The sequence below is a fragment of the Streptomyces thermoviolaceus genome, from assembly GCF_045209695.1.
Classification (GTDB): domain Bacteria; phylum Actinomycetota; class Actinomycetes; order Streptomycetales; family Streptomycetaceae; genus Streptomyces; species Streptomyces thermoviolaceus.
Genome location: NZ_CP109280.1, coordinates 5,851,833 through 5,865,618, shown reverse-complemented (window position 1 = coordinate 5,865,618; position 13,786 = coordinate 5,851,833). Strand labels below are relative to the sequence as shown.

General features: G+C 72.5%; 13 protein-coding genes. 5 read left to right on the top strand and 8 right to left on the bottom strand.

Going from position 1 to position 13,786, the window contains the following annotated elements; translation table 11 throughout:
• The first annotated feature begins 57 nt into the window (after nucleotides 1-57).
• Entirely contained in the window at nucleotides 58-2,844 is a 2,787-nt protein-coding gene (locus OG899_RS25620; RefSeq protein WP_406311173.1) for a SpoIIE family protein phosphatase, read from the top strand.
• A gap of 297 nt (nucleotides 2,845-3,141) precedes the next feature.
• Nucleotides 3,142-3,549: an STAS domain-containing protein gene (locus OG899_RS25615; RefSeq protein WP_229814415.1), complete on the top strand. Its 408-nt coding sequence runs from the start codon at nucleotides 3,142-3,144 to the stop codon at nucleotides 3,547-3,549.
• 101 nt (nucleotides 3,550-3,650) lie between these two features.
• On the opposite strand, the gene OG899_RS25610 is transcribed toward OG899_RS25615, so the two are convergent.
• The 5 genes from OG899_RS25610 to OG899_RS25590 form a co-directional block, all read right to left on the bottom strand.
• Nucleotides 3,651-4,124, bottom strand: coding sequence for an SRPBCC family protein (locus tag OG899_RS25610; protein ID WP_125500383.1), 474 nt, complete (start codon nucleotides 4,122-4,124; stop codon nucleotides 3,651-3,653).
• Nucleotides 4,125-4,246: 122 nt separating this feature from the next.
• Nucleotides 4,247-5,260 carry a cytochrome d ubiquinol oxidase subunit II gene (locus tag OG899_RS25605; RefSeq protein WP_125500384.1) on the bottom strand — a complete coding sequence of 338 codons (1,014 nt, stop codon included), beginning with the start codon at nucleotides 5,258-5,260 and terminating at the stop codon, nucleotides 4,247-4,249.
• Complete coding sequence (locus tag OG899_RS25600) at nucleotides 5,260-6,699, bottom strand: cytochrome ubiquinol oxidase subunit I (RefSeq protein ID WP_168132464.1); 1,440 nt, start codon at nucleotides 6,697-6,699, stop codon at nucleotides 5,260-5,262. The genes OG899_RS25605 and OG899_RS25600 overlap by 1 nt, the downstream gene beginning before the upstream one ends.
• A 166-nt stretch (nucleotides 6,700-6,865) precedes the next feature.
• The gene (locus OG899_RS25595; protein WP_125500386.1) at nucleotides 6,866-7,750 is read right to left on the bottom strand and encodes a short-chain dehydrogenase/reductase; all 885 of its coding nucleotides are present in this window, start codon (nucleotides 7,748-7,750) and stop codon (nucleotides 6,866-6,868) included.
• Nucleotides 7,747-8,586 carry a DUF1990 domain-containing protein gene (locus OG899_RS25590; protein ID WP_406311172.1) on the bottom strand — a complete coding sequence of 280 codons (840 nt, stop codon included), beginning with the start codon at nucleotides 8,584-8,586 and terminating at the stop codon, nucleotides 7,747-7,749. Before OG899_RS25590 ends, OG899_RS25595 begins: the two co-directional genes overlap by 4 nt.
• Nucleotides 8,587-8,712: 126 nt before the next feature.
• On the opposite strand from OG899_RS25590, the gene OG899_RS25585 reads away from it, so the two are divergent.
• Together OG899_RS25585 and OG899_RS25580 are read left to right on the top strand one after the other, a co-directional pair.
• On the top strand, nucleotides 8,713-8,937 hold the full coding sequence (locus OG899_RS25585) for a hypothetical protein (protein WP_125500387.1): 225 nt from the start codon (nucleotides 8,713-8,715) through the stop codon (nucleotides 8,935-8,937).
• Nucleotides 8,921-9,652: a DUF1990 family protein gene (locus OG899_RS25580; protein WP_125500388.1), complete on the top strand. Its 732-nt coding sequence runs from the start codon at nucleotides 8,921-8,923 to the stop codon at nucleotides 9,650-9,652. The genes OG899_RS25585 and OG899_RS25580 overlap by 17 nt, the downstream gene beginning before the upstream one ends.
• 210 nt (nucleotides 9,653-9,862) lie before the next feature.
• On the opposite strand, the gene OG899_RS25575 is transcribed toward OG899_RS25580, so the two are convergent.
• Nucleotides 9,863-10,834: a pirin family protein gene (locus OG899_RS25575; RefSeq protein ID WP_125500389.1), complete on the bottom strand. Its 972-nt coding sequence runs from the start codon at nucleotides 10,832-10,834 to the stop codon at nucleotides 9,863-9,865.
• Nucleotides 10,835-10,917: 83 nt separating this feature from the next.
• Nucleotides 10,918-11,532 carry a LysE/ArgO family amino acid transporter gene (locus OG899_RS25570; RefSeq protein WP_125500390.1) on the bottom strand — a complete coding sequence of 205 codons (615 nt, stop codon included), beginning with the start codon at nucleotides 11,530-11,532 and terminating at the stop codon, nucleotides 10,918-10,920.
• Nucleotides 11,533-11,601: 69 nt separating this feature from the next.
• On the opposite strand from OG899_RS25570, the gene OG899_RS25565 reads away from it, so the two are divergent.
• The gene (locus OG899_RS25565) at nucleotides 11,602-12,489 is read left to right on the top strand and encodes a LysR family transcriptional regulator ArgP (protein WP_168132466.1); all 888 of its coding nucleotides are present in this window, start codon (nucleotides 11,602-11,604) and stop codon (nucleotides 12,487-12,489) included.
• Nucleotides 12,490-13,608: 1,119 nt separating this feature from the next.
• Here the strand turns inward: OG899_RS25565 and OG899_RS25560 are convergent.
• The gene (locus OG899_RS25560) at nucleotides 13,609-13,749 is read right to left on the bottom strand and encodes a hypothetical protein (RefSeq protein WP_168132458.1); all 141 of its coding nucleotides are present in this window, start codon (nucleotides 13,747-13,749) and stop codon (nucleotides 13,609-13,611) included.
• Nucleotides 13,750-13,786 lie beyond the last annotated feature (37 nt).

The following is a 13,786-nucleotide window of genomic DNA, read 5'->3' as shown; positions in this document are numbered from 1 at the left end:
CGGGCCCGTGACCTCCTGCGGTACGAGTCGGGCGCCTTTCGAGCGCAGGATTGAGATATGTCCGGATCGCGTATCCGTCCGCGCTCTTCCCGGAGCGTCCGGCCCACCGGCGGCGGCACCGCCGCACCCGGCGGGCGGGGCAGGCGTCCCTCGCTGCTGAGCGCACGCAGTGTCGTCGGACAGATGTTCCTGCTGCAGGTGGTGATCGCGCTGCTGCTCGCCGTCGGCGCCGTCGCCCTGCTGGTGATGACCACCCAACGGGACAGCGCCCGGGACGCCGGCCACCGCTCGGTCGCCGTCGCCCAGGGTTTCGCCAGCTCTCCCGGCCTCGCCGCGGCCCTGACCTCCGGCGATCCCACCGCGACGTTGCAGCCGCGCGTCGTCGAGGCCCAGAAGCAGGCGCACGTGGACTTCGTGGGCGTGCTGAACCGCGACGGCGTCTACGAGGCCCTGGCGTCCCCCGTGAACCGTCCCGGATACCGGTCCAACACCGACTTCCGGCCCCTGCTGGCCGGGCGGACGGTGATGGAGGAGGCGACCGGCGGGCTGGGACCGCAGATCCGGGCGTACGTCCCGGTGCGGGACGCCGACGGCAGGGTGGTCGGCGCGGTCGGCGCCGGCGTCACCCTGGAACACGTCGGCGAGCGGGTCACCGAGCAGTTGCCGGCCGTGCTGGGTGCCACGGCCGCCGCGGTGGCCGTCACCACGGGCACCGCCGCGCTGCTCAGCCGGCGTCTGTGGCGCCAGACCCGGGGGCTGGGACCGGCCGAGATCACCCGGATGTACGACCACCATGACGCGGTGCTGCACTCGGTGCGGGAGGGCGTGGTGATCGTCGGGGAGGACGGCCGGCTGCTGCTGGCCAACGACGAGGCGCGGCGGCTGCTGGAACTGCCCGCGGACGCCCAGGGCCGCCCGGTGGCGGACCTGGGTCTGGACCCGCGGATCACGGGGCTGCTGACCTCCTGCCGGACGGTGACCGACCAGGTGTATCTGGTCGGCGACCGGCTGCTGGCCGTGAACGTGCGACCGACCGACGCCCGGGGCGGACCCGCCGGCAGCGCGGTGACCCTGCGGGACACCACCGAGCTGCGGGCGCTGGCGGGCAGGGCCGAGGCCGCTCTGGACCGGCTGACACTGCTGTACGAGGCCGGTACCCGTATCGGCACCACGCTGGATGTGACCCGCACGGCGCAGGATCTCACCGACGTGGCGGTGCCCCGTTTCGCGGACATCGCCGCCGTCATGCTGCTGGAGCCGGTCTTCAAGGGCGAGGAGCCGCCCGACGCGCGCACCGTGATGCGCCGCACCGCGGTCAGCGGCACCGACAGCAGCTGGCCGCTGTACCCGGTCGGTGAGCGGCTCCGCCTCGGGCCCGACACGCCCATGACGGTGAACCTGGCGCACGGCAACGCGGTCCTGGTGTCCGATCTGACGTCCGAGCACGACTGGCGCGCCCGCAGCCCGGAACGGGCCCAGGGCATCCTGGACCACGGCATAGGCTCGCTGATCACCGTGCCGCTGCGGGCCCGGGGTGTCGTGCTCGGCCTGGCCGACTTCTGGCGGTACCGCGGCACGGAGCCGTTCCAGAAGGACGATCTGTCGTTCGCCGAGGAACTCGCCGCCCGGGCGGCGGTGGCGATCGACAACGCCCGCCGCTACACCCGCGAGCACACCATGGCCGTCACTTTGCAGCGCAGTCTGCTGCCGCGCGCCGTCCCGGAGCAGTCCGCCCTGGACGTCGCCCACCGCTATCTGCCCTCGCACGCCGGCGTGTGCGGCGACTGGTTCGACGTCATCCCGCTGCCCGGCACACGTGTCGCTCTGGTGGTCGGCGACGTGGTCGGCCGCGGACTGCACGCCTCGGCCACGATGGGCCGGCTGCGCACCGCCGTGCACAACTTCTCCGCCCTGGATCTCGCCCCCGACGAGCTGCTCGCCCATCTGGACGAGCTGGTGGCCCGCACCGACACCGAGGAGCGGGCGGACGAGGCGGAGGAGGCGGAGGCCGACATCACCGGCGCCACCTGCCTGTACGCCGTCTACGACCCGGTGTCCGGGGTGTGCACCATGGCCCGCGCCGGTCACCCGGGCCCGGCGGTGGTGACCCCGGACGGCGCCGTCACCTTTCCCGACGTGCCGCTCTCCCCTCCGCTGGGTCTGGGCGGGGGCGCACCGTTCGAGACCGCGACGATACGGCTGCCCGAAGGCAGCCGGCTGGCCCTGTTCACGGACGGCCTGATCGAGGAGCACCGGCACGACCCGGACACCGGTCTGTCGCTGCTGCGCCGGGCTCTGGCCCGGACGGGCCCGGACCCGGACGAGACGTGCCGAACGGTCATCGAGGACCTGCTGCCCGACCGTCCGGCCGACGACGTCGTCCTGCTCGTGGCCCGCACCCGGATCACGGATCCCGGGCAGGTCGCCGAATGGGACGTGCCCTCCGATCCCGCGGCCGTCTCGCGACTGCGCTACGAGGTCTCACGCCGACTGGACAGCTGGGGCCTGCCCCTGCTGTCCTTCAGCACGGAACTGATGGTCAGCGAGCTCGTCACCAACGCCCTCCGGCACGGCAGCCAGCCCGTACGCCTGCGCCTGCTGCTCGACAGCAGCCTGATCTGCGAGGTCGCCGACGGCTCCAGCACCTCCCCGCACCTGCGCCGGGCCCGTCTGACCGACGAGGGCGGCCGCGGCTTGTTCCTGGTCGCCCGGTTCGCACGGCGCTGGGGCACCCGCTACACCTCCCGCGGCAAGGTCATCTGGGCCGAGCAGCCCCTCGACCAGCCGGCCGAGGGACCGGAGACGGACACGGCGGACGCTCTGCTGGCGCAGTGGGAGGCATGACACCGATTCGGCAGCACACGGCTGCACGGTCGACGTGGGGGCGCTGTGCGCGGGCCGCAGCGATCGCTGCCGCTTGCCGTGGCCGGGCGCCCGGCGCACGCTGGACACATGGGCGCAATGAGCCCGTACACGCGCTGCGCACATGCCGGTCACCCGCCCCGACGCGAGGCCCGTGCACCGTCCGCCGCGTCGTCGCACGAGGTCACCAGGCCCTGTCGCTCACTGTCCGGACTATTCAGCCTCGAGCCCTCACCACGCACCGCGTGCGCAGAGGACAGGGCAGCGGGAAGGCGGAACGTGCACCTCAGCGAGCCCACCCCGGAAGGCCACGACGTGGTCGTGCACGACGAGAGCAACGGCTGGACCGTCGTCCGTGTCACCGTCGACCTCGACATCAGCTCCGCACCGGTGGTCCGGGAGGCCGTGGTGCGGCTGCTCGAGGGCGGCCGCCGACACTTCGTCCTGGACCTCAGCCCGGTGACGTTCGTGGACTCCATGGGGCTGGGCATGATCGTGGCGATCACCAAACGGATCCGTGCGCATGCGGGATCGCTGCTGCTGGCCTGCTCCAATGATCACGTGCGCAAGGTGTTCAAGGTCGGCGGTCTGTACTCGGTGTACGCCTTCTACGACTCGGTGGACGCGGCGACGCGCCGCGTGCCCGTGGGCAGCGGGCTGGCCGACTGGCCCCACCGCCGGGAGTGAGGCTCCCCCGGCGCACCGGTGATGTGTGGCCGAGGGAGTGCGCCCGGACGGTGTGGCCGACTCGAGGCGTGTATGTCCTCGCCTGTGTGTCCTCGTCGTCCCTAGCCGGTGGTGCCGCTGTCGCCGGGCCGGATGCGACCGCGCCAGGAGCCGGAGGCACCGTGCTGCTCGACGTACTGCTTAAAGCGTTTCATGTCGCCCTTGACGCGCCGGTCGATCGTGCCGAGCACATCGGCGACCTTCTCGACCGTTCCGCCGGGTTCGACGTCCATCACCAGTTCCACGCGGGTGTGGGTGTCGTCCACGGGCTCGAAGCGGACCGTTCCCCTCTGCCCGACGTCACCGCTCGTCGTGCGCCAGGTGATGCGCTCGTCCGGCAACTGGTCGACGATCTCGGTGTCGAACTCGCGCCTGACCCCGCCGATCTTCGTGGTCCAGTGGTTGTGACGGTCGTCCAGCTGGGTGATCCGTTCGACGCCCTCCATGAAGTTCGGGAAGTCCTCGAACTGTGTCCACTGGTTGTACGCGGTGTGGACCGGGACCTCGACCTCCACCGATTCCTTGACCGTGCTCATGGGTTCTCCTCGTGTGTCGCGTCGGCTGTTCCGGCCGGGTACCCGGGAGGACACCGGTCACGACCGCCGGACGCGGACGGACGCGGACGAGCCGACGCCACGCGACCGCCGTGGCGCGCGCCCTAGTGGGAGACGTCGTCGTACGACATCCCCAGGCGCCCCCGCCCCGCCAGGCGGAACAGCAGCACCAGGGAGGGGAGGATGAGCACACCGGCCGTGACGGCGACCCCGACCAGCACTTTCAGTGTGGGTGCCGGGGCGGCCGCCTCGTCCACGGTCAGATGGGTGCCGAGCAGGTAGGGGTACTGGGCGACGCCCCAGCCCAGCACGATCACCGCGACCGCGGCACCGGCGAGGAGACGCAGGCCGGTGATCCGTCCGGTCGCCGCGAGTGCCACACTCGCCGCCCCGCACAGCGCGGCGACGACGACCAGCGGCACCGCGCGGTGGCTGAGCTGGTGCCACAGGTGGGGTGCGTCGTACCGCAGGACGAAGATGCCGGCGATGCTGATCGCACCGGTGCCGAGTCCGGCGAGCAGGGCCATGGTCCGGAAGTGGCGTTCCAGGTCGGGGGCGCGCCGGCGGTGGGCCTCGACGCGGAGGTAGGCCGCCGCCAGGTAGGCGCACACGGCGACGGCGAGGACGCCGCCCAGCGCGGAGGTGGGGTTGAGCCAGGCGGTGACCGGGTCGCCGGCGCCGCCGGTGGGCACCCGGCCGGATGCGATGCCGCCCGCAATGGCGCCGAAGCAGAAGGGGGTCAGCACGGACGACAGGGCGAAGGCGAGTCCGTAGACACGTTGCTCGGGGGTGCGGAAGGCGGCCTTGCGGAAGGCGAAGCCGGCACCGCGCAGCACGATGCCGAGGGCGGCCAGGCCCAGTGGCAGGTACAGGGTGGTGGTGATGGCGGCGAAGGCGCGGGGAAAGCCCGACCAGAGGATCACCAGGCAGTAGATGAGCCAGGTGTGGTTGGCCTCCCACACCGGGCCGAGCGAGGTGTCGACGAGGTGCCGTCGGCGCCGTCCGCGGGCCGCGCCTCCGGCGGTCAGGTCCCAGAAGCCCGCCCCGAAGTCGGCGCCGCCGAGCAGGCAGTAGGCGATGACGCCGATGAACAGGAAGACCGCGACGACGGCTGCCATCAGCTCTCCGTTCCCCGGCCGCGCTCGGCGTGCCCGGCGTGGGTTCCCGGCCCGTAGGGGACGTCGACGGCGGTGTCTCCCTCGGCCTGCCAGCGGCGTTTCATGGCGTGCAGCACGACCAGCGCGCCCGTTCCGACGGCCGCATAGATGACCACGACGGCGCCGAAGAACGGCCAGATGTCGCCCTGCCGGGTCACGGCGTCCTTGGTGAACAGCAGGCCCACGACGGTCCACGGCTGGCGTCCGACCTCGGTGACGACCCAGCCCGACCACAGGCAGGCGAGGGCCGCCGGACCGCTGAGCGCGCAGCAGCGCAGGAACCACCGCTGCCGGGCGAGCGGGCGGCGCCGCCATCGCAGCCAGGCGAACCACATGCCGAGCGCGAGCAGGACGCACGACAGGCCCACCATGATGTCGAAGGCCAGGTGGACGGTGCTGACGGCCGCGTCGGAGGGCCTGGCCTGCGGCGGGACGGCCTCCAGTCCTTTGATCTCGGTGGACGGCCGGAATCCCGCCAGCACGGACGCCACCTCGGGGATGCGCAGCCCGTAGCGCACCCGGCCGTCCAGCAGGATGCCGCCGAGGGTCTCGGGGACGTGGCGTCCCGTGGTCGGCAGCAGTTCGATGGCCGCGAACTTCGCCGGCTCGGCCTGGAAGACGTAGCGGGCGATGGTGTCGCCCACGATGAACTGGGCGGGGACGAGGACGGCCGCGCAGACGAAGCCGATGTGGAACCCGAGGCGGTGGTAGCGCGTGTCGCGTCCGCGCAGCAGACCCACCGCGTACACGCCGGCCACGGCGAATCCCGCGACGATGTAGGCGGCCAGGAACATGTGGAGCATCTCGTACCAGAAGGCTCCGTTGAAGAACACGTCGACGGGGCGGACCGCGACGACCTGTCCGTCCCGCACGGTGACGCCTTCGGGTCGGTTCATCCAGCTGTTGGCCGCGATCACGGCCGCGGTCCCGCCGAGGCTGGCCAGCGGGACGGGCACCCCGGTGAGGAAGTGTGCCCACGGGGACATGCGGTTCCAGCCGTAGATGTAGAGGGACACGAAGATCGCTTCGAGGAAGAAGAACAGCCCCTCGATGGCGAACGGGAATCCGAAGGCGGCGCCGTAACGGCCCATCAGGCCGGGCCAGAGGATGCCGAGTTCGAAGGACAGGACGGTGCCGGAGATCGCTCCCACCGCGAACAGGACCGCCGCCACCTTGGACCAGCGCTGTGCGAGCAGCAGCGCGTCGTCGTCGCCTCTGCGCAGGCCGCGGTAGTTGGCGATGAGCATCAGGGTGGTGAGCGCCACCCCGAACGGCACCAGGACGATGTGGAATCCGAGGGTGAAGGCCATCTGCTGACGGGCCGGCAGGAGCTGGTGCGGTTCGCCGGTGGCCGCCAGGTGATGCGCGAGCGTGGCCAGTCCCTGCCCGGTCTTGCCCATGTACGACCATCCACCGTCCGGAGAAATCCACCCGAAACGGCATGCTACGGGCTGCCCGGCGTCCGGCGGTGGATCAGCAGGTGGCGTCGGCGCGCTCCGTCGCACGGCGCGAGGACGCCGGTGTCCCGCCTGCTGCGGGAGTCGGGCTGCCGGGTGGCCGGTGCGGTCAGGGACCGTCGGGTGCGGTCGCGGCGCGGTCGGCGCGCCCGCCGGCGCCCAGCCTGCCCGTGGGGTGCAGCGGCCGGCCCTCGTCCCACCGGGGCAGTTGCCGGCGGGCGAACCGGGTGATCAGGGGCGGCAGGGCCCCGCGCACGGGCTGGACCAGGCGCAGCCAGGCGGGGATGTAGACGGCGGTGCTGCGGCGTTCGACGGCGCGTGCCAGGCGGGCGGCGACGGCGTCGGCCGAATGGATGGTGCGGGCGCCGGGAGGCATGTGGGTGCGCAGCTGATGCAGGGCCGCGAAGGTCTCGCCTTCCTGGATCATGGCGGTGTCCGCCCAGGAGGGGTAGGCGACGCCCACGGCGATCCCCTCGTGTGCCACCTCGGCCTGCAGGGCGTGGGCGAACGCCTCGACGCCTGCCTTGGCGGCGCAGTAGGCGCTGAGCATCGGTGTGGCGCCGAGGGAGGCGAGCGAGGCGACCTGCAGGAAGTAGCCGCCCGTGGCCCGCAGGTCGGGCAGGAACACGCGGGCCGTGCGCGCGCTGCCGCACAGGTTCACCTCGACGATCCGTTCCCAGGATGCGGGGTCCGAGGTGGCGAACGGGCCGGCCTCGGCGATGCCGGCGTTCGCCACGACCGCCGAGGGGCGGCCGAGCCGTTCGCGGATCTGTTGTGCGGCGTTCTCCAGCCCGGGCCGGTCGGTCACGTCGACGCCGATCGCCAGTGCCTCGGCGAGCACGGATGCCGCCACGTCGTGCAGCTCGGGCCGTTCGTGGCCGAGCAGGGCCAGGCGGGTGCCGCGCCGGGCCAGCTCGTGGGCCAGTGCCGCTCCCAGCCCTCGCGCGGCTCCGGTGATCACGACGGTCCGGCCCCGCAGCGGGTTGCCCTTCACCGCCCGTTCCCCCGTCGCAGCCGGGCGCGATGCCGGCCTGTGCCGGTGTCGCCGTCCGCCCCAGGCCGGGCCGCCCCGCCGACCGTGTCCGCGGCCCGGGGTGCGGCGGCCGGCAGCGGGCGTACCGGTGTGCTGCCGGGCGGGGGCAGTCGGCGGGTGCAGATGTGCACGCCGCCGACCGGCCGGCCGCCGGACGCCTTGGCGGCGGCGAGGCAGAACCGCACCCACATGTTCAGCTGGATCTCCTTGGCCACGCGCAGGTGCGCGTACAGGAAGTGCACGAGGCGGTTGCCGGGGCAGGCCCACAGCTCGATCTCGAACACGAGCAGGCCGTCCTCCTCACGAGCGCGGAACTGGATCTGTCCGGCCTCCATGTGGCCGCGCAGGGTCACCAGCTGGAGCCGGTCGGGTTCGCGTCGGACGACCTTGACGGGGCCGTTCCAGGGCCCGGGCATCTCCACCAGAAGTTCGTCGGCGACGTCGAGGCCGTGGTCGCGCAGGTCGCCGGTGTGGATGTCGACCACTTCGGACGGCACGAAGTGTTTGAAGTCGCGGCACATCCAGGTGATGAGCCGGGCCGGGTCGGTGTCGGCGCCGGCGATGCGGACGCGGAAGAGGCGGTGGTAGAGCGGGCCGAAGCCGTCCTGTGCCAGCTGCACCCGGTCGTCGACGGCTTCGGACGGCAGCGGCGGGGGCAGGTCCGTCTCGTCGCCCCGGCACTCGCCGCCGCGGTGGTACGGCGTGGTCTCCCACAGGTAGCGCCACGTGACCAGCACGGTGCCCATCAGCAACCGCGCCAGGACGGTGACGGTGCGAGGACATTGCGCTCGCGTCATCGAAGCCTCCCGAACCGCTTGGGCGACCGGCAGAGCACCGCGCTCGGTGTCCCATCCGTGGGTACCCGGTTCGGTGGGTACCCAACGTGTGACGGTGCCCCCTGTCGTTGCGATCCGGAGGCCCTCATGGTGGTCCAGCTTCTGTACCGCGCGGGCGTGCGAAGTGTGCACATGCATCTCGCCTCGCTCGCGACCATCGGTCTGTGCATCTCCTTCTGGGTGCGTGCGAAGACCGTCGATCAGGAGCAACGGGGCAACGCCGAGCGGCGTGCGCTGTTCGTGGGTCTGTGGCCGCCGACGATGTGGCTGATCGGCGACTCGCTCGAAAGTGCGTGTGATCGCCTTGGTTGACTGGGTCTTCGGCCGGGTCGACGCCACACGGGTGTGGCGTGAGCTCGCGGACGCGCAGGTCAACTACTCGTTCGACGAGGTGCGCCGCCCCCAGTGGAACATCGACCATTACCGCATCGAGCTGCCCCCGGAGCGGCCGGGCCAGCCGGAGCCGCGCGGCAGCTGGGAGCATGCCTGCCGCCTGGTCCACGACTACGAGTTCTCGCCGCCGGAGATCGTACGGGCGCTCTACGACCCGTCCGCGCCGCTGCTCGGCCGCGACATGCTGCTGGAGGCGCGTTTCCACGGCATCCACTTCTACTGCGGGGTGCGGGTCACCGAGGTGGTGAACGAGCTGCGCGATGGGACGGACCGCGTCTGGGGATGGGCCTACGAGACGCTGGAGGGCCATCTGGAACGCGGCAAGGTCACGTACGAGGTGGTGAAGCGACAGCACACCGGCGAGGTGCTGTTCGTGGTGTCGTGCTATTCGCAGGGGGCTCCGACTCTGGGTCCGGTCACCTCGCTCGGGTGGCGGCTGTTCGGTCGGCGCACCCAGTTGCGGTTCTACCGCAGGTGTGCCGAGCGGATGCGGCAGTTCGTCCCGGCGCTGCTGCGTGACGAGCATCCGCTGGACGGTCCCGCCTGCACCGCGGGGCGTCTGGTGTGCGCACCGTCCGACGCGCGGATGCACCGGGCGGACACCCTGGCGGTCCATCGGGTCGGCCCGGGCTGAGCCGCCGGTGCGGCGGGCCCCGGCCCGGTGCGTCCCGCCGTCCGCAGGCCGTCCAGCGCCGCGAGCGCGGTGCCGTGCACCCAGGGCAGGCGTCGCGCAGCCTGGAGGGGGCCTGGCTTCCAGGCGGGCTGCCGGTCGACGGCGCCGAGCAGCGCGCGCATGCGTGCGGCCACGCGCCGCGCTCCCGGGTGAGCGCGGCGGGCGTGCACGTCAGCGCTTGTTGCCTCGTGGCTTCAGCAGCGTGTTCGGCAGCTGCGGTGCGGGCAGCGGCTCCCCGTCGTACCCCGTGACCGTGCCGAACCGCCGGCCCTCCTGCCAGTCCTGGCGGGCCCGGACGATGTCCTCGTGGGTGCGCCCGATGAAGTTCCACCACATGACGATCTCCTCCTGGAACGGAGGTCCGCCGAGGAGGATGGCCCGGGCCCGCTCGGGCCCGGTGTTGGTGAGGGTGAGCTCGTGGCGCCCGCAGGCGAGGTAGCCGAGCTCGGCGGGTCGCAGCACGGTGTCACCGAGCCGGATGTCGCCGGCGTCGACGAGGAGGCCGTGCTCGAAGTCCGCGTCGATGCCGAGGGTGAGCGTGGCCCCCGGATCCACGGACAGTTCGGCGCCGAGCAAGGGGGTGAAGGTGCGCACCGGGGAGGTGTCTCCAGCGAGGGTGCCCAGGAAGACCAGGGCCCGGCCGCCGTCCAGCGGTACGGGGGTGGGTACGTAGTGCTGGAAGTCCCGTGCGGCATGGCGGTGTTCGTCCGGGAGCGCCACCCACAGCTGCACGCCGTGCAGGGTCCTCGTGCCGGGCGTCGACACCTCCGAGTGACAGATGCCCAGGCCGCCCGTCATGAGGTTGAGTTCGCCGGGCCGGACGAAGGCGTGGGTGCCCAGGCTGTCGCGGTGCTCGATCTCCCCGCTGAACAGCCAGCTGACGGTCTGCAGTCCGGTGTGGGGGTGCGGGGCGATGTTCATCCCGCCGGTGGCGGCGACGTCGTCGGGGCCGTAGTGGTCGGCGAAACACCAGGCTCCGATGAAGGTCCGGGCGCGCTGGGGCAGGGTCCGGCGGACCGTCATCGCCCGCGGGCCGCCGAGGGGGACGGTGCGTGGTGTGAGCACCTCGACGTCCGCGGCGGGTGCGGTGCCGGGTCGCGGGCCGCACGTCACCTCGGCGGGATGCGTTTCGGTGTTGCTCATGGCGCCGTCCTCCCCGCACAGGATGTTCGACTTTCAACTTTGATGAGTCGATGATAGGGCACCGGGCGCCGACGCGCAGGGGCTCACGCCCCGACGAGGAGCGTCGCCCCGAGGGTCAGCATGGTCACGGCGACCAGGCCGTCCAGCACCCGCCAGGCCGTGGGCCGGGCCAGGAAGCGGCCGAGCAGGCGTGCGCCGAAGCCGAGCGCCGAGAACCAGCACAGACTGGCGAGCGCCGCGCCGAGCCCGAACGACCAGCGCAGCGCGCCGTGGCCGGCGGCGAGAGACCCCAGCAGGAACACGGTGTCCAGGTAGACGTGCGGATTGAGCCAGGTCATCGCCAGGCAGGTGAGCACCGCCCGTCCGCGGGAACCGGCCGCCTCGCCGTCGCTGCGCAGCCCGGTGCCGGGCTTGAGCACCCGTCGGGCGGCCAGCACGCCGTAGCAGAGCAGGAACAGCCCGCCGACGAACCCGACCGCGCGCAACACACCCGGCCAGGCGACCACCACGGCTCCGACCCCGCCGACACCCAGCGCGATCAGCACGGCGTCGGACAGCGAGCAGATCCCGACGACAGCCAGGACGGCGTGCCGTCGCACGCCTTGGCGCAGGACGAAGGCGTTCTGGGCGCCGATGGCGACGATCAGGGACATTCCGGTTCCGAATCCGGCTGCGGCGGCGGTCAGGGCATGGGGCATGGTGCCGACCGTAGACAACCGCCGATTTCAAGTACAGCTGAAGTTTCTTACGTATCCTTAGCCGGCGTGATGATTCCCGATCTCCCCGTGGACCAGGTGCGGACCCTGCTCGCCGTGGTCGACGAGGGCACCTTCGACGCGGCGGCGGCCGCACTGCATGTGACCCCGTCCGCCGTCAGCCAGCGGGTCAAGGCGTTGGAGCAGCGCACCGGCCGGGTACTGCTGCGACGCACCAAGCCGGTGCAGCCCACGGAGTCCGGTGCGGTCCTGGTGCGGTTCGCCCGCCAGCTCGCCCGGCTGGAGCAGGACGCGTGGAGCGAGCTGGGGCTGAGCGGTTCCGGCGAACCGACCCGGGTGTCGGTCGCGGTGAACGCGGACTCGCTGGCCACCTGGTTCCTGCCGGCGCTGACCCGGGTGCCGGGGCTGTGCTGCGAGCTGCACCGGGAGGACGAGGACCATACGGCGGCCCTGCTGCGCGAGGGTCTGGTGATGGCGGCGGTGACCTCCTCCCCCGATGCCGTGCCCGGCTGCACGGTCCGGCCGCTCGGCCGGATGCGCTACCTGCCGGTGGCGGCGCCGGATCTCGCGACCGAGATGTCGGCCGAGCCCTTTCCCCGATGCCTGGCCGACGCCCCCGTGGTGGCGTTCGACCGCAAGGACGACCTGCAGGACGGCTTCGTGCGCCGGCTGGGCGGCGGGGCAGCCGCCTCCGCACGCCGGCATCACATCCCCACCTCGGAGGGGTTCCTCGACGCGGTCGTGGCCGGACTCGGCTGGGGCATGGTCCCCGAGGCGCAGGCGGACCCGCTGCTGGCGGCGGGCCGGCTGCGGCTGCTGGCGTCCGGGCAGTGGACGGACGTGGCGCTGTACTGGCAGCAGTGGAAGCTCGACTCGCCCGCGCTGACGGCGCTGGCCGATGCCGTGGCCGCGATCGCGGCCGAGGCGCTGCGCCGCTGACCGCAGCTTCTGCCCAGGCCGTGCGGCCGTGCCGGAAACGGGGCCGGCCGGCGCCCGCCTCCGGCACGGCCCCGGCTCAGCCCCGCCGTGCGTCGCTGGAACGCGCGGGCCGCCGCGCGACGGCGCGGAGCGAAGGCGTCGGTGGCGCCCGTGCCCGCGCCGGGGCCTGCCCGCCGGCCCTGGATCTTGCGGGCGTGAAGCTCGGTGACCCCGCCCGCGCCGGCCACAGCCGTGTCCGCGTCACCGTCACCGGCACCGGCGAGCGTGACGGCGGTGGCCGAGGTCGTGGCACCGAGGAAGCGGTGGTGTGACAGGCCGGTCGGGGTCATGACCGGTCCCCTTTCCCCGACGGGCGGAGAACCTTGATGGCGTGTGAGGAGGCGAACCACATCAGGACCGGGGCGGCAGCCGGCACGACGGCTCCGCAGAGCGCGATCGTCGGGTCGACCCGGGCGGGGACGAGGTCCGCGTGTGCGTTGTACATGTCCTGCAGCGGGTAGAGCGCGTCGGTCGGCGGCGTGGGCTCGCCGGTACGCCTCGTCCTGTCGTTCGTGCCGGACGAAGAGGCAGGTCGTGCGGGCGTCCGGGCCGGCGGCGAGCAGGCCCCGGATCCAGGCGGCCACGCCGACGAAAAGCGCGACGGAGCAAGGCGTGTCCACCACAGGGGACGCCGCCGCGAGCCGTCCCGTGCGCCGGTGACGAGACGGTACACATTCCACGCGTTCCACAGCGGCCACGCGCCGAGAATTCTCTGCGGCGACGACCGTGAGGCAACCCAGCACCCTCATGCGTTCTTGCGGTCGTGGACTCTTGCCTTCTTGCCGGCTCGCCGGTGCGTTCAGCTTCGTCCGCGGGTGCACGCCCCCTTCCGGTAGCGCGCACGGTTCTCCTGGTACACGGATCGCTTCCGTTTCTCGGTTCCCATGCGGGCGAGCGGTGCGTCGACGAAACCCTGCTGGACGTCGGCGAGTTCGCCGGCGCCGCCGGGCAGGCGTGTGACGCAGACGCGCCCCGGCACCCGCCCGCACGTCGTCGTGCCTCCGGGCCGGCCCGGGCGGACGGCGGGCCGTGCCACCGGGGATCCGGTGACACGGCCCGAGTGCGTGTGCGGCGTGACGGTCAGGACCAGGGCGAGGCCACGACCCAGCTGGTGTCGTCGGCCCAGGAGGCGGTGGCGTCCCAGTCGTGGGAGCCGCCGTCACCGGCGTGGGCCACGGGTGACGCACACACCGCCGTGAACATGTCATTCACCGCCAGCATCGTTCGATATTCCGAACAGATAACAATAGACCGGACG